Origin of the sequence: Pseudoalteromonas pernae (genome assembly GCF_039831865.1) — a bacterium.
Taxonomy (GTDB): domain Bacteria; phylum Pseudomonadota; class Gammaproteobacteria; order Enterobacterales; family Alteromonadaceae; genus Pseudoalteromonas; species Pseudoalteromonas pernae.
On sequence record NZ_JBDODM010000002.1, the window covers coordinates 328,658 to 349,289 of the forward strand.

At 45.9% G+C, this 20,632-nt stretch carries 18 protein-coding genes and 11 tRNA genes; 22 read left to right on the forward strand and 7 right to left on the reverse strand.

The window, feature by feature from the left end; all coding sequences use genetic code 11:
- Window positions 1–137: 137 nt before the first annotated feature.
- Genes V1358_RS05590 through hemA form a run of 5 tightly spaced genes read right to left on the reverse strand, consistent with a single transcriptional unit; the run spans window position 138 to window position 5,318 of the window.
- Window positions 138–509 carry a SirB2 family protein gene (locus V1358_RS05590; RefSeq protein WP_347390971.1) on the reverse strand — a complete coding sequence of 124 codons (372 nt, stop codon included), beginning with the start codon at window positions 507–509 and terminating at the stop codon, window positions 138–140.
- A gap of 8 nt (window positions 510–517) precedes the next feature.
- Entirely contained in the window at window positions 518–2,068 is a 1,551-nt protein-coding gene (locus tag V1358_RS05595) for a DUF3369 domain-containing protein (RefSeq protein ID WP_347390972.1), read from the reverse strand.
- A 50-nt stretch (window positions 2,069–2,118) separates the two neighbouring features.
- Window positions 2,119–2,958, reverse strand: coding sequence for a peptide chain release factor N(5)-glutamine methyltransferase (prmC, locus tag V1358_RS05600; RefSeq protein ID WP_347393168.1), 840 nt, complete (start codon window positions 2,956–2,958; stop codon window positions 2,119–2,121).
- A gap of 10 nt (window positions 2,959–2,968) precedes the next feature.
- Entirely contained in the window at window positions 2,969–4,054 is a 1,086-nt protein-coding gene (gene prfA, locus V1358_RS05605) for a peptide chain release factor 1 (protein WP_347390973.1), read from the reverse strand.
- 7 nt (window positions 4,055–4,061) lie between these two features.
- On the reverse strand, window positions 4,062–5,318 hold the full coding sequence (gene hemA / locus V1358_RS05610; protein ID WP_347390974.1) for a glutamyl-tRNA reductase: 1,257 nt from the start codon (window positions 5,316–5,318) through the stop codon (window positions 4,062–4,064).
- Window positions 5,319–5,536: 218 nt separating this feature from the next.
- Here hemA and lolB point away from each other — a divergent pair, with 218 nt between their 5' ends.
- The 17 genes from lolB (at window position 5,537) to V1358_RS05695 (ending at window position 12,218) form a co-directional block, all read left to right on the forward strand.
- On the forward strand, window positions 5,537–6,121 hold the full coding sequence (gene lolB / locus V1358_RS05615) for a lipoprotein insertase outer membrane protein LolB (protein ID WP_347392869.1): 585 nt from the start codon (window positions 5,537–5,539) through the stop codon (window positions 6,119–6,121).
- Window positions 6,118–6,972 carry a 4-(cytidine 5'-diphospho)-2-C-methyl-D-erythritol kinase gene (ispE, locus tag V1358_RS05620; RefSeq protein ID WP_347392870.1) on the forward strand — a complete coding sequence of 285 codons (855 nt, stop codon included), beginning with the start codon at window positions 6,118–6,120 and terminating at the stop codon, window positions 6,970–6,972. Before lolB ends, ispE begins: the two co-directional genes overlap by 4 nt.
- A 133-nt stretch (window positions 6,973–7,105) precedes the next feature.
- On the forward strand, window positions 7,106–8,053 hold the full coding sequence (locus tag V1358_RS05625; protein WP_347390977.1) for a ribose-phosphate pyrophosphokinase: 948 nt from the start codon (window positions 7,106–7,108) through the stop codon (window positions 8,051–8,053).
- A gap of 221 nt (window positions 8,054–8,274) precedes the next feature.
- Window positions 8,275–8,898, forward strand: coding sequence for a 50S ribosomal protein L25/general stress protein Ctc (locus V1358_RS05630; RefSeq protein ID WP_347390978.1), 624 nt, complete (start codon window positions 8,275–8,277; stop codon window positions 8,896–8,898).
- A 19-nt stretch (window positions 8,899–8,917) separates the two neighbouring features.
- The gene (gene pth / locus V1358_RS05635) at window positions 8,918–9,502 is read left to right on the forward strand and encodes an aminoacyl-tRNA hydrolase (RefSeq protein ID WP_347390979.1); all 585 of its coding nucleotides are present in this window, start codon (window positions 8,918–8,920) and stop codon (window positions 9,500–9,502) included.
- Between the two features lie 28 nt (window positions 9,503–9,530).
- On the forward strand, window positions 9,531–10,622 hold the full coding sequence (gene ychF, locus V1358_RS05640; RefSeq protein WP_347390980.1) for a redox-regulated ATPase YchF: 1,092 nt from the start codon (window positions 9,531–9,533) through the stop codon (window positions 10,620–10,622).
- A gap of 200 nt (window positions 10,623–10,822) precedes the next feature.
- Window positions 10,823–10,899 (forward strand) — tRNA-Met (locus tag V1358_RS05645).
- A gap of 112 nt (window positions 10,900–11,011) precedes the next feature.
- Window positions 11,012–11,096: transfer RNA gene (locus V1358_RS05650), tRNA-Leu, on the forward strand.
- 37 nt (window positions 11,097–11,133) lie between these two features.
- Window positions 11,134–11,208: transfer RNA gene (locus tag V1358_RS05655), tRNA-Gln, on the forward strand.
- Window positions 11,209–11,213: 5 nt separating this feature from the next.
- Window positions 11,214–11,298 (forward strand) — tRNA-Leu (locus V1358_RS05660).
- Between the two features lie 37 nt (window positions 11,299–11,335).
- Window positions 11,336–11,410 (forward strand) — tRNA-Gln (locus V1358_RS05665).
- Between the two features lie 5 nt (window positions 11,411–11,415).
- A tRNA-Leu gene (locus tag V1358_RS05670) sits at window positions 11,416–11,500 on the forward strand.
- Between the two features lie 37 nt (window positions 11,501–11,537).
- Window positions 11,538–11,612, forward strand: a tRNA-Gln gene (locus tag V1358_RS05675).
- 1 nt (window position 11,613) lies between these two features.
- Window positions 11,614–11,690: transfer RNA gene (locus tag V1358_RS05680), tRNA-Met, on the forward strand.
- Window positions 11,691–11,801: 111 nt separating this feature from the next.
- Window positions 11,802–11,886, forward strand: a tRNA-Leu gene (locus V1358_RS05685).
- Between the two features lie 46 nt (window positions 11,887–11,932).
- Window positions 11,933–12,007: transfer RNA gene (locus tag V1358_RS05690), tRNA-Gln, on the forward strand.
- A gap of 126 nt (window positions 12,008–12,133) precedes the next feature.
- Window positions 12,134–12,218: transfer RNA gene (locus V1358_RS05695), tRNA-Leu, on the forward strand.
- A gap of 151 nt (window positions 12,219–12,369) precedes the next feature.
- On the opposite strand, the gene V1358_RS05700 is transcribed toward V1358_RS05695, so the two are convergent.
- Window positions 12,370–13,530, reverse strand: coding sequence for an FAD-dependent oxidoreductase (locus tag V1358_RS05700; RefSeq protein WP_347392871.1), 1,161 nt, complete (start codon window positions 13,528–13,530; stop codon window positions 12,370–12,372).
- Window positions 13,531–13,785: 255 nt separating this feature from the next.
- Between V1358_RS05700 and miaB the strand changes: the two genes are divergently transcribed.
- From miaB to lnt, 5 genes are all read left to right on the forward strand, one after another.
- Window positions 13,786–15,222, forward strand: coding sequence for a tRNA (N6-isopentenyl adenosine(37)-C2)-methylthiotransferase MiaB (gene miaB / locus V1358_RS05705; protein WP_347392872.1), 1,437 nt, complete (start codon window positions 13,786–13,788; stop codon window positions 15,220–15,222).
- A gap of 62 nt (window positions 15,223–15,284) precedes the next feature.
- Window positions 15,285–16,316 carry a PhoH family protein gene (locus V1358_RS05710; protein WP_347392873.1) on the forward strand — a complete coding sequence of 344 codons (1,032 nt, stop codon included), beginning with the start codon at window positions 15,285–15,287 and terminating at the stop codon, window positions 16,314–16,316.
- Entirely contained in the window at window positions 16,313–16,774 is a 462-nt protein-coding gene (gene ybeY, locus V1358_RS05715) for an rRNA maturation RNase YbeY (protein WP_347390983.1), read from the forward strand. The genes V1358_RS05710 and ybeY overlap by 4 nt, the downstream gene beginning before the upstream one ends.
- Before the next feature lie 60 nt (window positions 16,775–16,834).
- Window positions 16,835–17,716, forward strand: a complete 882-nt coding sequence (gene corC / locus V1358_RS05720) for a CNNM family magnesium/cobalt transport protein CorC (RefSeq protein WP_347390984.1) — start codon at window positions 16,835–16,837, stop codon at window positions 17,714–17,716.
- Window positions 17,691–19,238: an apolipoprotein N-acyltransferase gene (gene lnt, locus V1358_RS05725; protein ID WP_347392874.1), complete on the forward strand. Its 1,548-nt coding sequence runs from the start codon at window positions 17,691–17,693 to the stop codon at window positions 19,236–19,238. The genes corC and lnt overlap by 26 nt, the downstream gene beginning before the upstream one ends.
- 12 nt (window positions 19,239–19,250) lie before the next feature.
- Here lnt and V1358_RS05730 read toward each other — a convergent pair whose 3' ends face one another.
- On the reverse strand, window positions 19,251–20,552 hold the full coding sequence (locus V1358_RS05730) for an amidohydrolase (protein ID WP_347392875.1): 1,302 nt from the start codon (window positions 20,550–20,552) through the stop codon (window positions 19,251–19,253).
- Window positions 20,553–20,632 lie beyond the last annotated feature (80 nt).

Here is a 20,632-nt window from a genome sequence, read left to right on the forward strand (position 1 = left end):
CATTAAAGGAAGATTTCGGGTCATTTTGCACCATAGTAAAGCCCGTTATACTGCTTGAGCTAGATTCACATTCTAACCACAGTGCCAAACAAAAAAGCGCAGCATACCAGCCGCGCTTTTTTTGCTATTGATTAGGCTCAGAAAAATGCAGATTTAGTGCCTGCTAAATAGCCAATTGCAAGCAATATAGCGGTGTTCACAGCCAACCATAATAATTTCTGTTGCTTGGTTTGCGCTTTTAATAGTTTAAAACCAATGACGATATACCCAACCACCAAGATGATTTTTTGCCACAACCATGGGATTGTCAGTGGATTCATACTCGCGACGATTAATAGGCCAACGGCACTGAGCAAAAGTAAGGTATCAACTATGTGACTGGTGATGAACACACCTTTGTTAGCGGCAATTTTTCCACTGCCTAAACGCGAAAATGCGCGGGTATAAAACAGCACTACACTCAAAACTACAAACAACACATGAGTGTGCTTCAATGCCATGTAATCCATATATTTCCTTAATCTGGTAAACGTGCAAGTATTTGTTCAAACACGTCCAATTTACTTTCAAAAATTTCGACAAGTTTAGGGTCGAACTGCACCCCGCTGAGGCGTTTTATTTCAGCGACGACCTCTTCAACACCCCATGCTTCTTTATAACAGCGCTTATGCCTCAACGCGTCATAGACATCTGCAAGGGCAACTATACGGCCATAAATATGGATTTGATCACCCTTCTTACCCTCAGGATAACCACTACCATCCCACCACTCATGATGTTCTTTGGCGATAATAGCGCCAGCTTCAACCAATGGGCGTTTAGAGTTCGCCAAGATATTGTAACCACGTTGAGCATGGCTTTTCATCACCACCCACTCATCGTCGTCAAGCTTTCCTGGCTTATGTAAGATAGCGTCGGGAATACCCACTTTGCCCACATCGTGCAAAGGGGAAGCGTCACGGACCAAGTCCATTTCGAGCTCGCTCAAGCCATAGCCCTTAGCCAACTCATAACAAATATGAGAAACACGGCGAACGTGGTTGCCTGTTTCATTACTGCGCTGCTCAAGCGCTTCGCTTAATCGCCAAACAAGTTCTTGCTGAGTGTTTTCGATTTCAGATTGCAACTGCACATTTTCAAATGCAATTTGCACATTCTGTGTGAATATCTCTATTAAATTGCGCTGCGTTGGAGTGAGCTCTTTTGGTACGCCTGACATATACAGCATGGCGTTATTGTTGTACTTACTCAGGCAATGCGCAAATAAGTAATTGTCTTTATAAACAATGCCTTGCTCAGATAAGGCCTGCGTACACGCTGCATATTGCTCGTCATTAAGCACCTCTTTTAAGGGCTTGCCTTCGCACTGTTCAAATTCGCCTCGCCCAGCAAACACTACGAGTTCGTGCGCTTTAGTGCCATTGTTTTGAGGCGTGCTGGCAACTAAAGTCGTGGCATACATCGCTTCCTCAACTGAGCCCAGTAATGAGGTCAGTTGCTGCATCACGCCTTGAATAAAATTCTCTAATGAATGAACAGAAAATAGATCGCGAGACGCGGTGATGATCTTTTCCAGACCTTGTCGCGATTGTTCAATCGCGAGAATGTCACGGTAGGAGCGTAAGCTCGCCATCACAACTGTGAATAGCTTTTGTGCGGTAAGCTCAGTTTTAGACTTGTAGTCGTTGATATCATAATTGATGATGACTTGACGCTCTGGAGCTTGGCCAGGTTGCCCGGTACGCAATATGATGCGCACATGCTGATTATTTGCTTGGGTACGAATAAACTCAGCCACACGCAAACCCGCGTCGTCTGTTTCCATGACCACGTCGAGCAAAACAATTGCTGCATCGTTGTGCAGCTCGATTAACCGCTTGGCTTCTTCACCGGAATAAGCGCTAATAAATTCAAGCTTTTTATCTTGGAACTCAAAGTCACTCAACGCCAGCTTGGTCACAGCATGGACTTCTGGTTCATCATCAACGATGAGTATTTTCCAGCTGCCAGAAGGCTCTTGCTCGACTTCTTCAGTCTCTTCATCACTGAATAAAAAGTCTTCGGACATGTTAGTTCCTTTTAAAAATCAACAACCAAAGTCACTCACTAAGCATAGGCTTAAGATGCTAGTTCAGCCAAGGTAATTCGGTCATTTTGGCCCAAATCACGCTCAGTGCGCGGGTTTTTATAGCCATGCTTAGTGAAGAGGTTGCGCACTGCTTCGCCTTGTTCAAAACCATGCTCAAACATCAATACGCCACCTTCAACGAGATACGCTTTAGCATTGCAAATAATGTGTTCGATATCAGCAAGCCCATTATCGCCGGCAACAAGTGCGCTCAGAGGTTCGAAACGAACGTCGCCTTGTTGAAGATGAGGGTCGTGCTCATCAATATACGGAGGGTTGCTAACTATTAACTCATATTTAACATCATTGAGGGCATTAAACCAGTCGCTTTGAATGATTTCTACATTACTGAGCGCTAGATTTTGCTGATTTTTCCGAGCAAGCTCCACCGCATCTGCACTGGCATCAATTGCATGCACGCACCACTGCGGGTGTTCGGATGCCAGAGCCAACGCAATGGCGCCCGTGCCGGTGCCTAAATCCAAGACTCGCGCATTGTCCGGTAATGGCAGTGCAAGAGCCTGTTCCACCAGTGTTTCGGTATCTGGGCGAGGGATTAATGTGCTGTTGTTTACAAACAGGGGCAGCGACCAAAATTCGCGTATTCCAGTGAGGTGAGCAACTGGGTGCCCTTGGAGGCGTTGAGCTATTAACTGTTGGAATTGGTGATGATGCTCATCACTCAGGGGGGTATCCCCCCAAGCGAAAAGGTAACTGCGTGGTTTATCGAGAACATGGAGCAACAATACTTCGGCATCCAATTTGGGTGAGTCGCTGAGAGCCTGAAGCTGTATTGTTGCTGCTTTCAATGCGGCATCAATTGATGGCATTGTTGACAAGTTATTCGTCTCCCATCGCCGCAAGGAGATCTGCTTGGTGCTCAAGCAACAAGGGATCAATCACCGATCCTAGTTCACCCGCAACGATTTCATTCAGGCGATATAGGGTTAGGTTGATACGGTGATCTGTGATTCGGCCTTGTGGATAGTTGTAAGTACGAATACGCTCTGAACGGTCACCGCTACCGACTAGGTTGCGCCGTTGCGTAGCTTCTGCAGCTTGACGCTTTTCAGCCTCAGCTTGCTCTAGTCGAGCGGCAAGTACTGACATCGCTTTAGCGCGGTTTTTATGCTGTGAACGCTCGTCCTGACATTCAACTACAACACCCGTTGGTAAGTGCGTAATACGAATCGCTGAGTCAGTTTTGTTAACGTGCTGACCACCGGCACCTGACGCACGGAAAGTATCAACCTTAATATCTGCTGGATTAATCTCAATCGCTTCTGCTTCAGGAATTTCAGGCATGACCGCAACGGTACACGCTGATGTGTGCACTCGGCCTTGCGATTCAGTCTCTGGTACACGTTGTACACGGTGTGCGCCTGATTCGAATTTCAGCTTGCCGTAAACACCATCACCTTTAATGTTAGCGATCACTTCTTTGTAACCGCCGTGCTCGCCTTCATTCGCACTGACAATTTCAACTTGCCACTTTTGTGACTCGGCATAACGGCTATACATGCGGAATAAGTCACCAGCGAAAATAGCCGCTTCATCACCACCTGTTCCGGCACGTACTTCCAAGAAGACGTTGTTATTGTCTTTTGGATCTTTAGGAAGCATCAGCACTTGTAAATCATCTTCAAGGGTTGTGATTTGCGCTTTTGCTTCTTTGTACTCTTCTTGCGCCATTTCGCGCATGTCAGGGTCTGAGTCTTTTAACATTTCTTCAGCAGTCGCCACGTCTTCTTGCGCTTGTTGGTACGCAGTGAACGTCTTTGCAACTTGCTCAAGCTCCGAATACTCCTTTGATAGAGCTCGGAATCGGTCCTGATTACCAATCACTTCTGGATCGCTAAGCAGCGCTTGAACTTCTTCATAACGCTCTACTAAGGACTCTAACTTACGGTATACAGACTCTTTCATCTATTTGTTATTCCTGATTAATTCCTAACATCTTCTTCATTTGCGCCAATTGGCCAATCTCACCTTTTTCAGCGGCATCTTTAATTGCCTTAGTCGGTGCATGCATCAAACGGTTTGTTAACTTATTGGCAAGTTCAACCATCACTTTTTCTGGTTCCTTGCCGCTTGCTAACTGGCTTAACGCTCTTTCAAGAAGTTGTTCTTTGGTTTGCGCTACATCGTTACGGTAGTCGCGGATAATATCAACTGAATCAAGCGACTTGAGCCAGTTTGAAAATTCATCTACTTTTTGGGCAATAATGCCCTGAGCTTCTTCTGCCGCTTGCTCTCGCGTCGCCATGTTTTCATTAACGATGGCTTGTAAATCGTCTACCGAGTAAAGGTAGGCGTTATCTAATTCAGCAACTTGGCTCTCAATATCACGAGGAACCGCGATATCAATAAACAGCATAGGCTTGTTTTTACGGGTTCGCAGCGCCTGTTCCACCACCCCTTTACCAATAATGGGTAGCGTACTGGCGGTAGAACTGATGACAATATCCGCTTTGGCTAGTTGCTCTGGCAACTGAGCCAGAGAGATAACCCCAGCGGCAAACTCATCAGCAAGGTTACGGGCTCTGTCGAGCGTACGGTTGGCCACCGTCATCGTCTTTGGAGAATGCTGGTGAATGTGACGAGCAACCAATTCAATGGTTTCTCCCGCCCCGATTAATAATACGCTGGTGTTATTTAACTGTCCGTAAATGTGCCTTGCTAAATTCACTGCAGCGTAAGCCACAGATACGGCACTTGCACCTATATTGGTTTCTGTTCTGACCTGCTTTGCCACAGAGAAGGTGCGCTGAAACAAGCGCTCAAACAACACCCCTACGCCACCATTTCTTTTAGCGCTGGCATAGGCTTGTTTGATTTGCCCTAATATTTGTGGCTCACCCAAAACGAGGGAATCTAACCCACACGCAACTTTCATTAAGTGATGAATCGCTTCGTTATGAGCATAGCTGTATACATTGTCGCTAAGCTCTTCGATATCGAGGTGGTGGAATTCAGCCAACCAGTGCAACACTTGCTCCGGTGTGCCACTTTCAAGCGAACAGTAAATTTCGGTGCGATTACAGGTTGAAACAATCACGGACTCAGCAAACTCGTCCTGCATGGTGAGTTGCTGTAGTGCACGATCTAACTGCTCCGCCGAAAAAGCGACTTTCTCTCGTAAATCAACGGAGGCCGTTTTGTGATTAATACCCAGTGCGACTATGGTCATGGTGACAACTATTGCTTAACAACCCAATTTATTAAATACTTACCAATGTGTGCATTAGCGCACACATCACAATTCGCTGCCAAATGGAATTTTCCGATGACCGCGTGCGAATAATTCGACGCTAAATGCAAATCGCTTGCAATTAATATTGGTCTAAACCTGCTACAAGCGAATAATTTTACGAAAATCAAGCGAATAAGAAAAGACAGGAAAGACATTTGATTAACTTTCGATTGATTTTGCTGGTGTTTTTTTTGTTTATCACCGGCTGTGCTCAACAAATCCAAAAATCCACACCACCTAATGACAATTGGCGAGACCAACTTCAAGCTGTTGAAAAATTCAGCGCAGAAGGAAAAATGGCATTTATCTCGATACAAAAACGCCAGTCTGCAAACTTTGTCTGGGACCAACACGCATCCGAATATTCTTTGGACCTTAACACATTCATTGGCACTAATGTGCTGCGTTTAAAGAATGAAGTCTCAGGCGTAGAACTCGAAGTTGATGGCAAACACTACCAAGGTGATGATGCTCAGCGACTCGTTTACGAACTTACTGGCTGGCTTCTGCCTTTGTCGCAACCTGATGCTTGGTTACTTGGCAAACTCGAAACAGGTTCTCAAGTGGATGAACTCAACCGCGTTGTGTCAACTACTTGGGTCAGCCCAGATACCCGACAATGGCGTATTCGATATGATGAATACCGAGCCGAATATGGTATTTGGTTACCCACACGCATCACCTTGGAACACGATTCACTCAAGGTAAAACTCATGATTAATCAATGGCAAATTAAATGAACGCTGATTCTTTGAGCATCATAGCCCCGGCTAAGCTAAATCTATTTCTGCATATTACAGGTCGTCGAGCGGACGGCTATCATGAGCTAGAAACCCTGTTTACGTTTTTAGACTTCGGTGACACCTTACACTTTACGCCTCGCACTGATGAACACCTTGTTGTGGCTGCGATGGAAGGAGTCGCCAATGAAGACAATCTGATTTATCGCGCCGCGATGGCGTTGCAGCAGCAGTATCTTTACCGTGGTTTACCAATTTATGGTGTCGACATTGCAATAGACAAACGCTTACCTATGGGCGGCGGTGTTGGCGGAGGGTCTTCTGATGCAGCAACCACTTTGTTAACACTGAACAAGATGTGGGGCGAACACCTCACTTTTGCAGAGTTAGCCGAGCTAGGTATTAAGCTTGGGGCCGACGTTCCCGTATTTATTTATGGTCAAAGTGCCCTAGCCCGAGGTATTGGCGAGCAATTACAGACCGTAAACGTTCCACAATGCTGGTACTTAGTAGTGCATCCACAAGTACACATTAGTACTGCTGCAGTGTTCACACACCCAGACCTGACGCGCGATAGCGCGAAGCTTCCAGAGCATTGGCAAGACGCGCCACATCGCAATGACTGTGAGCCGCTCGTTAAAAAGCTCTACAGCGAGGTTGAAAAAACACTGGACTGGTTGCTAAAATACGCCCCGTCGAGAATGACTGGCACTGGGGCATGTTGTTTTGCTGCGTTCGAAAACGAACAAGCTGCACAAGATGTCCTAGAAAAGCTGCCAAACCAATGGCAAGGCTTTGTTGCCAAGAGCCGAAACAAGTCGCCCGCTCATACAGCGCTTGGTTTAGCCTAATTAGAAGTAAAGTGTTTAAGTTAGCCTGTAGTAACGCATACACGCTGTAGTAGTACACTTATAGTGCATTGTTATAGCTTCTGTGCTTCACTTACATGTTAGTCCAAAATTTCAGTGCCCGAGGACCCCTACCGTGCCAGACATGAAGCTCTTCGCTGGTAATGCAACGCCTGAACTTGCTCAAAAAGTTGCAAAACGTTTATATATCGAACTAGGCGATGCCGTGGTTGGTCGTTTTAGCGACGGTGAAATCAGTGTATCTATTAATGAGAACGTCCGTGGATCGGACGTTTTTATTATCCAGTCTACCTGTGCACCGACTAACGACAACTTGATGGAATTGATCGTAATGGTTGACGCACTTCGCCGTGCATCAGCTGGCCGTATTACAGCCGTAATCCCATACTTCGGCTATGCGCGCCAAGACCGTCGTGTACGTTCTGCTCGTGTTCCAATCACAGCGAAAGTAGTTGCAGACTTCCTTTCAAGCGTAGGTGTTGACCGCGTATTGACAGTTGATCTGCACGCAGAGCAAATCCAAGGTTTCTTTGATGTGCCAGTAGATAACGTATTTGGTAGCCCAGTACTTATCGAAGACATGAAGCAACGTAACTTTGAAGATGTTGTTGTTGTATCACCTGATATCGGTGGTGTAGTGCGTGCTCGTGCTATTGCTAAGCTACTTGATGATAAAGACCTTGCGATTATCGACAAACGTCGTCCGCAAGCAAACGTATCACAAGTCATGCACATCATTGGTGACGTTAAAGGTCGTGACTGTATCATCGTAGATGACATGATCGATACTGGCGGCACACTGTGTAAAGCTGCTGAAGCGCTTAAAGAACACGGCGCAAAACGCGTATTTGCGTATGCAACTCACCCTGTACTTTCAGGTTCTGCTGCAGAAAACCTACGTAACTCAGTAATCGATGAAGTGATTGTAACTGACTCAATCCCTCTATCGGACGAGCTTAAAGCGCTAGACAACATTAAAGTGTTGACCCTCGCTGATATGATGGCGGAAACAATTCGCCGCATTAGCAATGAAGAGTCAATCTCTGCGATGTTCGAGCACTAAGCAAACAATTGCGAGAATAAACGACGGGATAAGCCATACTTTCCCGCCACCAAAAACACCACATTTGTGGTGTTTTTTTGTTTCTTATGTTTCTTTTGCCTAGGGGCGGTGGTACTATAGCGCGCCTTTTTTGATTGATAGACGGTTAATCGTCGGTCAATCGGCTAAGACTTTTGGTCGCGAAGGTCTTAAAACTTAAACTAATTTAATTGGAGACATTCATGTCTAACATTACTTACACATTTGATGCAGAATTACGTGCTGAGCTAGGTACTGGTGCGAGCCGCCGCCTACGTCGTGCAGACAAAGTTCCTGCAATCCTTTACGGCGCAGACAAAGAAGCTGTATCACTAACTCTTGATCACAACAAGATCATCCAAGCGCAAGAGCACGAAGGTTTCTACACGCATATCCTTACTCTTAACATCGCTGGTGAGTCAGTTGAAGCTATCCTTAAAGACGTTCAACGTCACCCGTACAAGCCTAAGATCACTCACTTAGACTTCCAACGTGTAGATGCTAACTCTAAGATCCACACTAATATCCCTGTACACTTCATCAACGAAGAAGCAGTAGCGAAGAAAGGCGCGACAGTTATTCACCAACTAACTGAAATCGAAATCACGTGTCTTCCTAAAGCGCTTCCTGAGTTCATCGAAGTTGACGTTGCTGCTCTAAATGTAGGCGACACGCTTCACCTATCTGACGTTAAACTTCCAGCTGGCGTAACTTCAGTTGAGCTTGCTAAAGGTGCAGACCACGACCAAGCGGTTGTTACTGTTGCTGCTCCTAAAGGCGCTGCTGCTGACGATTCAGAAGAAGCTGCTGAAAGCGACGCAGAATAAGATTTAAGGTGTTAGCACCTTGAATACTATTCAAATGCTTGTGGGCCTGGCTAATCCAGGCCCCGAATATAAAGACACACGCCATAATGCAGGTGCCTGGTTCATCGAAGAGCTAGCCGCGCGATATAACTGCACACTCAAGCTTGACAGCAAACACCATGGATTAACCGGCAAGGTTGTCATTGGTGGTACAGAATTCAAACTACTTATTCCCACTACCTACATGAACCTCAGCGGTAAAGCTGTGGCAAGTTTAGCGAATTTTTATAAAATCCCTGTAGAAAATATTTTGGTCGCCCATGATGAAATGGATCTCGACCCGGGAATTGCTAAATTGAAAAAAGGCGGTGGTCATGGTGGACATAACGGTCTAAAAGACATTATTTCCAAAATGGCGAACAATAAAGAATTCATGCGTCTGCGCATAGGTATTGGCCATCCTGGACACAAAGATAAAGTGACAGGCTGGGTACTGGGTAAGGCCCCAGCGGCAGATCAAGAAAAGATCGATGCCGCAGTGGATGAGGCTGTACGCTGTATGGAAATTTTGGCGAAAGATGGTGTGCTCAAAGCACAAAACAGACTCCATTCATTTAAGCCTTAGGCTTAAATATTAAATAGGTATAGATAATATGGGTTTTAAATGTGGCATCGTTGGCTTACCAAATGTTGGTAAATCAACGCTATTTAATGCACTTACCAAAGCAGGTATTGAAGCACAAAACTTCCCGTTTTGTACGATTGAACCAAACACAGGTGTAGTGCCTGTTCCAGATGCTCGCCTTAATCAGTTGGCGGAAATTGTAAACCCACAACGCATCCTACCTACAACGATGGAGTTTGTGGACATTGCAGGTCTTGTGAAAGGCGCATCAAAAGGCGAAGGTCTAGGTAACCAATTCCTAGCAAATATTCGTGAAACTGACGCAATTGGTCATGTAGTTCGCTGTTTTGAAAACGAAAATATCGTTCACGTAGCAGGCACTATCGATCCAGCTGATGACATCGATGTTATCAACACTGAACTTGTTCTAGCTGATATGGATACTGCTGACCGCGCTATTCACCGCCAAGCTAAGAAAGCAAAAGGCGGCGAAAAAGACGCTAAATTTGAAATTCAAGTTTTAGAAAAAGTGAAAGCACACCTTGATGAAGGTTTGACGCTTCGCTCTTTAAGCTTGGAAAAAGAAGAAAAAGCAGCAATTAGCTACTTAAACTTCCTTACAATCAAGCCAACAATGTACATTGCTAACGTCAATGAAGATGGTTTTGAAAACAACCCTCATCTAGACAAAGTACGTGAAATTGCAGCAGCAGAAGATGCAGTAGTAATCCCTGTTTGTGCAGCAATTGAAGCTGAGCTTTCTGAACTTGATGATGAAGACCGCGACGAGTTCATGGCTGATTTGGGCCTTGAAGAGCCGGGTCTAAACCGTGTGATCCGCGGTGGATATGAGCTTCTTAAACTACAAACTTACTTTACCGCTGGTGTAAAAGAAGTACGTGCGTGGACGATTCCTGTAGGGGCAACTGCACCGCAAGCCGCTGGTAAAATCCACACTGACTTTGAGCGCGGCTTCATTCGTGCACAAACGATTGCGTTTGATGATTACATCGCGTTTAAAGGCGAAAACGGCGCGAAAGAAGCCGGTAAAATGCGCCAAGAAGGTAAAGAATACATCGTTAAAGATGGCGATGTGATGAACTTCTTGTTCAACGTATAAAAAATTACTATCTTTAAAAGCCCGCTAGATGCGGGCTTTTTTGTTGAATAAAACAACAACTGAAGCTGTTTTTTAAGCTCTTAGCTTGTTTTTCAGGCAAACGATTCATCCTGAATATGTTTTTCGCAAAAAGGTGTTGACGCGGTTTCGGCATATCAGCATAATACGCCCCGCATCAGCGATGATGACAAACAAAAGTTGGCTACGTAGCTCAGTTGGTTAGAGCACATCACTCATAATGATGGGGTCCCCTGTTCAAATCAGGGCGTAGCCACCATTTTCCACTACCAAGGAGAATGGAAGCTAGTTTGTATGCGAAAGTGTTGGAATTGGCAGATGTCTTGAATTAGACGCTGGATTTAGGTTCCATAAAATACTTAAGCAAATATGCGGGAGTGGCGGAATTGGTAGACGCGCTGGATTTAGGTTCCAGTATCTTCGGATGTGTGAGTTCAAGTCTCACCTTCCGCACCATGTTCTTGATAGGAACTAAAATTATCGACCCTTTAGTTGGAGTATCGCCAAGCGGTAAGGCAGCGGGTTTTGATCCCGCCATTCCCAGGTTCAAATCCTGGTACTCCAGCCAACACTGCGGGAGTGGCGGAATTGGTAGACGCGCTGGATTTAGGTTCCAGTATCTTCGGATGTGTGAGTTCAAGTCTCACCTTCCGCACCATGTTCTTGATAGGAACTAAAATTATCGACCCTTTAGTTGGAGTATCGCCAAGCGGTAAGGCAGCGGGTTTTGATCCCGCCATTCCCAGGTTCAAATCCTGGTACTCCAGCCAACATTGCGGGAGTGGCGGAATTGGTAGACGCGCTGGATTTAGGTTCCAGTATCTTCGGATGTGTGAGTTCAAGTCTCACCTTCCGCACCATGTTCTTGATAAGAACTAAAATTATCGACCCTTTAGTTGGAGTATCGCCAAGCGGTAAGGCAGCGGGTTTTGATCCCGCCATTCCCAGGTTCAAATCCTGGTACTCCAGCCATGGCTACGTAGCTCAGTTGGTTAGAGCACATCACTCATAATGATGGGGTCCCCTGTTCAAATCAGGGCGTAGCCACCATTCTCTTTCTACCAATAAGAGAATGTGAAAACAAAATGCGAAAGTATCGGAATTGGCAGATGTCTTTAATTAGATGCTGGATTTAGGTTCCATAAATACTGAAGCGAAAATGCGGGAGTGGCGGAATTGGTAGACGCGCTGGATTTAGGTTCCAGTATCTTCGGATGTGTGAGTTCAAGTCTCACCTTCCGCACCATGTTCTCGATAAGAACTAAAATAATCAGCTCTTTTTGGTGTATCGTTGGAGTATCGCCAAGCGGTAAGGCAGCGGGTTTTGATCCCGCCATTCCCAGGTTCAAATCCTGGTACTCCAGCCATTATCTAGAACCAATCTAGAAAATGTGAATATGCCGAAAAAAATACATTGCGATAGCGCGGAGTTGGCAGATGTCTTGAATTAGACGCTGGATTTAGGTTCCATATCAAAATGTAAATAATACATTGCGGGAGTGGCGGAATTGGTAGACGCGCTGGATTTAGGTTCCAGTATCTTCGGATGTGTGAGTTCAAGTCTCACCTTCCGCACCATGTATTAACCTTCTTAGATTTCTTCTCAATCATTTTCTTTAAATTCTCATATCTTCTCTTTCAAACACTATTTATTTTTTCTTTTCTCGTTAGCTAAAAAAAGCCACTCGATTGAGCAGCTTCTAATAATTCATTTGTATTTTTTGAACGCTCAGGTGATGCCACCCATCGCGTGCTTTAATACTTGCTGTTTAAGTGGCCCAGCCTTATTTGCAGCCGATAACACCACATTACGCAGCGTTTTAAGTGGTGATACACTATTCGAGAAGCCAAAGTAGCACGCATCCATCATGCTCATCATCAGTAAATTATCACCACGTCTACGGCGCTGGTAGCGCTTTAGTGCCGTGGCAAGAACCTCAGATTCTTCTAACGCGTGTGCCAGTGCTACGACATCTTTAAAGCCCAAATTCACACCCTGCCCCGCTAATGGGTTAATTGTGTGTGCAGCATCTCCGACTAACGCAAGGCGCTTAGCGATATAAGTATTGGCGTGCTGACGAGTCAATGGAAACACCGCAGATTCAACGATTTCAAATTCCCCGGGTAAGGCAAAGAAATGATCAATGATCTGCGTTTTAAGTGCGTCTTTGTCTAATTGCTGCATCGCCTTTAGTTTGGTGCCTTCGTCATACCAAATGAGATTTGCGTACGGATAGTGCATCGGTAAGAAAGCAATAGGCCCCGAGGGCTTAAATTGCTGCCATGTTTTACTCTGCTGCGGTGCATCGAGTTTAATCAAGACTCCCATGCAGTGTTGCTGATACTGCCAACCAGTTACGCCAATACCCGCGAGCTGGCGAATATGAGAGCGGCCACCGTCTGCAGCAATCACAAGATCTGCTTCAAATTGCCTATCCTCATACACCAAGGTAGCGCTTGTATCGGTTTCAATAAGTTGCTTCGCCTGCCCTGCTGGGGAATGTACTTCGATACCATGGTGGTCAAACTGTGCCCATAAGGCGGCTTGAATGAGTTTATTCTCGACGAGGTGGCCCAAATGAGTGCTACCAAGCTCAGCGCTATCAAATAGCAGCTGCTCAGGTACCTCTTCGTACGCTTCCAGTTGGGTGTACTGGGCGACACGAGATTGACGCAACAACGCCATCGCGCCTAAGTCATCCAGCAATTGCTCAGAAAAGCGATTGATTGCCGAAACACGGATATCTACTTGTTCGCTTGCTAATACACGTTCAGGATCAATGATATGCTGCTCTATAACAGTGACCGACTTACCTTGTTTGGCAAGCTTTAGCGCACATGCTGCGCCCACCATACCGCCACCTACAATGACTACCTTGTTTATACTCATTGGGCCTTGTCTCTAATTATTTTCGTGCTGAGATAATTGTAACCTAGTTCATTGTGCAATTGGCAGTGGATGGAAATAACTTATCGCCAATGTTTGATTTACAGCACTGAGCATAGGCAAATATCAAAACTATACTTGGCTCATAGGCCGATAGCATATAAAATACGCGTCCTTTAGGCGAAGCTCGAGCCAATGGCTTTAACTTGGCCTAGTCGTGCAAAGTCAGTACCGGATTGAAAACGAGGCAATATTTCAATGAGCAAAAAGCTGCATATTAAAACCTGGGGATGTCAGATGAATGAATATGACTCTCAGAAAATGGCGGATCTTCTAGATGATACAAATGGTTATCAACTTACTGAAGAGGCCGAAGATGCGGATGTTATTTTGCTTAACACCTGTTCTATCCGTGAAAAAGCACAAGAAAAAGTATTCCACCAACTGGGTCGCTGGAAGCCTCTAAAAGAGAAAAATCCTGATCTAGTGATTGGTGTAGGCGGTTGTGTTGCATCTCAAGAAGGTGACACCATCCGTCAACGCGCGCCATTTGTAGACATCGTTTTTGGTCCACAAACGCTGCACCGTTTACCAGAGATGATCCAGCAAGTTCAGAACAAAGAAGGTTCTGTTGTTGATATCACCTTCCCTGAGATTGAAAAGTTTGACCGCCTGCCAGAGCCTAAGGCTGAAGGCCCAAGCGCATTCGTCTCTATCATGGAAGGCTGCTCTAAATACTGTACTTTCTGCGTGGTACCTTACACTCGTGGTGAAGAAGTAAGCCGTCCACTGGATGATGTCATCTTGGAAGTAGCACAACTTGCTGAGCAAGGCGTACGTGAGGTTAACCTACTTGGTCAAAACGTAAATGCGTACCGCGGTGCAACACACGATGGCGAAATTTGTTATTTCTCTGATTTACTGCGTTACGTTGCCGCTATTGATGGCATTGACCGTATTCGTTACACCACGTCTCACCCGGTTGAATTTACCCAAGACATCATTGAAGCCTATGCTGATGTACCAGAACTTGTAGACCACTTGCACCTACCAGTGCAAAGCGGCTCAGACCGTATTCTTAACTTGATGAAACGTGGCCACATGGCGATGGAATATAAATCGACTATTCGTGCACTGCGTAAAGTACGTCCAAATATCAGCATGAGCTCGGACTTCATCATCGGTTTCCCAGGTGAAACAACAGAAGACTTCGAAGCAACCATGAAGCTAATCAACGATATCGGTTTCGATATGAGCTTCAGCTTCATCTACAGTGCACGTCCAGGTACGCCAGCAGCAGATTTACCAGACGATGTCAGCGAAGAAGAGAAAAAGCAGCGTCTTTACATCTTACAAGATCGCATAAACCAGATGGCACAGAAGATTAGCCGTGATATGTTTGGTACTGAGCAGCGTATTCTTGTTGAAGGTCCTTCTAAGAAGAACCCAATGGAGCTGCGTGGACGTACAGAGAATAACCGTGTGGTTAACTTCGAAGGTCCACATTCAGTGATCGGCCAATTCGTTGACGTGCGTATCACAGAAGCACTACCAAACTCATTACGTGGTGAGCTTATTCGCACAGAAAGCGAAATGAACCTTCGCCGCGACACTGCGCCAAGTGAAATTCTTGCAAAAGCGCCAGTTGAAGAACAAACAAATGAAATTGGGGTGGGTACGTTTACCCCTAACTAAAAAATAAAATGCGCCAAAGCCACTCAGTGACTGACTTTGGCGCAATACAACAGGAAGCAACTTTGAGTAACCAGCTGAAAAACATCGATATCTATTTAGAACCCTCTGACAACGCCCGCCTTTCTTCTTTATGCGGTCCTTTTGATGAGAACATTAAACACATCGAACGTCGACTGGGAGTTGAAATTGCACACCGTGAAAATCTCTTCAAAATCACTGGTAAACCGCATACTGCTAAAGCGGCCGGCGAGATATTAAAAAGCCTTTATGTAGAAACAGCTCCACTCAAAGGCAAAGAAAAAGAAATCGAGCCTGAGCACGTGCACCTCGCTATTATCGAAGCCGATGTGCTTGAACAAGAAGCACCGAGCGTTTGGGGTAAAGAAGTTTTTATCAAAACTCGTCGTGGCGTAATCAAGCCTCGCAACCCAAATCAAAGCCAGTATGTTGCCAACATCCTTAATCACGATATTTGCTTTGGCATTGGTCCAGCAGGTACAGGTAAGACTTATCTTGCCGTTGCCGCAGCTGTCGACGCCCTTGAACGCCAAGAGATTCGCCGAATTTTGCTGACCCGCCCTGCGGTAGAAGCAGGTGAAAAGCTGGGTTTCTTACCCGGAGATTTAACCCAAAAAATCGACCCATATCTGCGCCCTCTATATGACGCCTTATTTGAAATGCTAGGCTTCGAGAAAGTTGAGCGTTTAATTGAGAAGAACGTTATTGAAGTCGCGCCTCTTGCCTACATGCGTGGTCGCACACTCAATGATGCCTTTATCATTTTGGACGAAAGCCAAAACACCACGGTCGAGCAAATGAAGATGTTCTTAACCCGTATTGGCTTCAACTCAAAGGCAGTGATCACTGGTGACATTACCCAGGTAGACTTACCTCGAGGTGCGCGCTCTGGTTTGCGCCACGCTATTGAAGTCTTGGGCGAAGTTGACGAAATCAGCATGAACTTCTTCCAATCTCATGATGTTGTGCGCCACCCTGTTGTTGCGCGCATTGTAGAAGCCTACGAGTATCATGAGGAAGCAGAACGAGCTAAGCGTGCGCAAAAAGAGCAAGAAAAAAGAGAATCTAACTCATGAGTACCTTTGTCGATCTGCAACTAGCCTGCGAATTTGATAATCTTCCCAGTGAAGAACAATTCCAGCAGTGGGCCTCTTTGGTACTGGATGAATTAAAGCCAGATTCTGAACTCACTATTCGTATCGCTGATGAGCATGAGAGTCAAACTCTGAATCACAGCTATCGTGGTAAAGACAAGCCAACCAATGTGTTGTCGTTTGAATTCGATGCCCCGCCGGGGGTGGAATTACCACTTGTTGGGGATTTGATTATTTGCCCCCAAGTAGTATATGGTGAAGCGCTGGAGCAAGAAAAAACGTTCCATGATCACTTCGCTCATATGGTTGTTCACGGCTGCTTGCATTTACTCGGCTATGACCATATCAATGAGCATGATGCCCAAATCATGGAAGCGCTGGAAAAGAAATTTCTTGCCAGCATTAATATTAGCGACCCATACAGGGATGATGAGTGTTAATCCCAATAGTGTGCAAAGTCTCACTATCGGAATTAATTCAACTTGGAGCGCATAAAGCTAATGAGCGACGAAAACTCGCATAGTAGAGAGGGTTCTTCAGGAAAATCTTGGTTAGATCGTATAGCCCAGATGTTTCAGGGAGAACCCCAAAATAAGGAAGAGCTGGCCGAAGTGATCTCAGACGCGCAAGAACGCGACCTGATCGATCCAGAGACCAAGGAAATGATTGAAGGTGTACTCGGAGTCTCTGAACTCAAAGTACGCGACATCATGATCCCTCGCTCACAAATCATCACACTTGATGTAGACCAACCTTTGGCTGATCAACTACCTGTAATGATTGAGTCTTCGCACTCACGTTTCCCGGTAGTGTGTGAAGATAAAGACCATATAGAAGGGATCTTACTGGCTAAAGACCTTATCCCTTTGCTTATGGACAAAGAAGCGGATCTTCCCGAATTACGCGAATTGTTGCGTCCCGTAGTGGTGGTGCCGGAAAGTAAGCGTGTAGACACCTTACTTAACGAATTCCGTCAGCAGCGTTATCACATGGCCATCGTTATCGACGAATATGGCGGTGTATCTGGACTTGTAACCATCGAAGACATTCTCGAAATTATCGTGGGTGAAATCGAAGATGAACATGACGATGAAGAAGACAGCTTGCAAATCAAACAAATCTCTAAGCATGTTTATTCGGTGCAAGCCCTCACGCCTATTGAGGAGTTCAACGATAAATTCAACACAGATTTCAGCACCAATGAAGCCGATACCATAGGCGGAATTGTGTTACATGCCTTTGGTCACATGCCTGGGCGTGGTGAAATCATCGAAATCGAACCTTTGCAGTTTAAGGTTACCAACTCGGACAACCGTCGTATTTTGCAGCTGCAAGTAACTCTGCCCAAATCAAGCGATGGCGAAGATTCTGACGCGGCTTAAACACTCTCTCAAAGATATTAAAACTTGGCTGGCGCTCGTCGCTGGCCTTGTTTTGACATTTGCCTACGCCCCTTTTAGCTTTTGGCCACTCGCCTTTGTCAGCGTTGCTACACTGTGCGCCCTGACATACAAACAACCGACTAAAACAGCCGCTTGGTATGGCTTGGTTTTTGGTTTAGGTTGGTTCGGTGCGGGCATCAGCTGGGTGCATGTATCCATCTCGCAATTTGGTGGCTTACCTATAATCGCGTCAATAGCACTGATGGCGCTATTGGTGTGTTATTTAGCACTTTACCCTGCTCTAGCGTTGGCCATGACTGGCTGGGCATACAAGCGCACAGGGAGTTGGTTTGCCCCCTTACTTTTGAGCTTTGCGTGTGCCGAGTGGTTACGAGGTAAATTGCTTACTGGATTTCCTTGGTTGTCTTTTGGCTACACGCAAACAGACTCCCCCTTAAATTTATTCGCATCATTGACTGGAGAATTTGGGCTTTCGCTCATTGTCATTGCACTGAGTTATGGCATATGTACCCTTGTGCGTGAACGCCGCTGGGCGCCTATGTTCAGTATTAGCCTAGTGCTGGCATTAGCTGCGTTATTCGTGCAGTGGTGGCATCCCAATAGCCACACAGGTAAACACTTAAGTGTTGCCTTGGTGCAGGGTAACATCAAGCAAAGTATGCGCTGGGAGCCCGAGAATTTCTGGCCAACTATGCTCAAATACCAAGATATGACGCGAAAGCATTGGAACGCGGATTTGGTTGTTTGGCCCGAAGCCGCAATTCCAGAGCTCGAAGTACATGCAAATCAGTTTTTACAGTCGTTAGATGCTGCCGCGGTGTTTAATAACACGGCGTTGATAACCGGCATTGTCGACTATCAATACGATACCCGTACTATCTACAACACCCTAGTGGTTGTAGGCAAAGAGCAGGCTGACAGCAGCGAGGGGCAATACAAGTACCTACATCGTAACCGTTATCGTAAGCATCAGTTGTTACCTATTGGTGAGTTCGTACCCTTTGAAGACTGGCTGCGTCCCCTCGCCCCCTTGTTCGACCTACCGATGTCGAGCTTTACTCGCGGCGAGCGCGTGCAGCAAAACTTGGTTGCGAACGGTTACCATATCTTGCCTGCTATCTGCTACGAAATTGCATTTCCGGACTTAGTGCGCGCAAATTACCGCAGTGACTCGGATATTCTTTTTACCGTGAGTAATGATGCGTGGTTTGGCGATTCTCATGGCCCCCACCAACATATGCAAATCTCGCGAATGCGTGCTCTTGAGCTGATGCGCCCGCTTGTACGCGTAACCAACACTGGCGTGACCGCTGTGTATGACCCTTTGTCTGAAAAGCAAATAAGCCTAGCGCAATTTACTGACGATGTATTGGTTACAGATGTGCACCTGATAGGCGGCAACAGTTTTTATGCTCGCCATGGCACTTGGCCTTGGTGGACGATATTAGTGATATTCACACTTGCCAGTGTGATCTGGAGTTATCGTAAAAAAGGCGCTTAACGCGCCTTTTATTTATCTCTCAAGGTAATCAAATACCAGCTGGGTTAATGCTGAAACGCCAAGTGGTAAACCTTGCTCATCAATGTAGAAATGCGGTGAGTGGTTACTCGGTGCCGATTTCGCATCCTGATCTTGTGGTGTAATCCCCAAGAAGAAGAACAGTCCAGGTGTTTCCAGTGCATAGTAAGAGAAGTCCTCTGCACCAGTAATTAAGTCGGTGATGACGACGTTATCTTTACCCGCCACCGCTTCTAATGTAGGCATCATAGCCGCTGTCAGTTCAGGGTTATTAACCGTCACTGGATAGCCATGGTCAATATGCACATCAGCTTGGGCACCAGCCGCTTGTGCTGTTAGTTCCGCGGTGTGCTTAATACGGTCTTTGATATCTGCACGCATATCTTGGTCGAAGGTACGAATAGTCCCCACCATTTCGACTTCATCTGGAATAATATTGTTGCGTACACCACCTTTGATGGCGCCAAATGAAATCACCGACGGCGCTTTGGTCACATCCACCTGACGCGATGCGATAGTTTGCGTGGCCATAATAATTTGGCTGGACGCAACAATAGGGTCAACCCCATTCCAAGGGCGCGAACCGTGCGTTTGACGGCCTTTAACCTTGATAGTGAATTTGTCTGAACTTGCCATCAATGGGCCTGAACGCAAGCCTACTTTGCCAACATTCAATGACGAAGTCACATGCAAGCCAAATACTGCTTCAGGCATTTGCGCAAATAGGCCTTCTTTGAGCATCAATTCAGCGCCACCTTCTTCACCCGCTGGGGCGCCTTCCTCTGCTGGCTGGAAGATAAAGAGGACTTCGCCTGCCAATTCCGATTTGAGCTTAACCAACGACTCGGCAACCGCCATCAAAATAGCCACATGTGCATCATGACCACATGCATGCATTACCCCCACATCTTGGCCACGGAACGTTGCTTTTTGCTTTGAAGCAAACGGAATATCGACTTGTTCAGTCACTGGCAGTGCATCCATATCTGCACGTAGCGCAATTAATGGCCCAGGCTTATCACCTTTGAGCTTGGCAACCACGCCCGTATGCGCAACCCCAGTTTGTACTTCCAAACCGAGTGACTTTAAATGCTTAGCCACATACTTAGCGGTTTCAAATTCACGATTACTTAATTCAGGATATTCATGTAAGTGACGTCGCCACTCAATAAGTTTTTCTTGTACCTGTTGATTGGCTTTTTCAATTTGCGTCGCAGAAGCTGCCTGTGCATTAAACGTAAGACTTGAAAGCACGCCTAACACAGCTAAGCTGCATGCACTTTTTATTTTCTTCATTGTTATCCCCTGTTGAATAGCGTCCAAGAACACATTTGTTGCGTTTACCTCTTTTCAAACTAAGGTAACCGAACATGCTT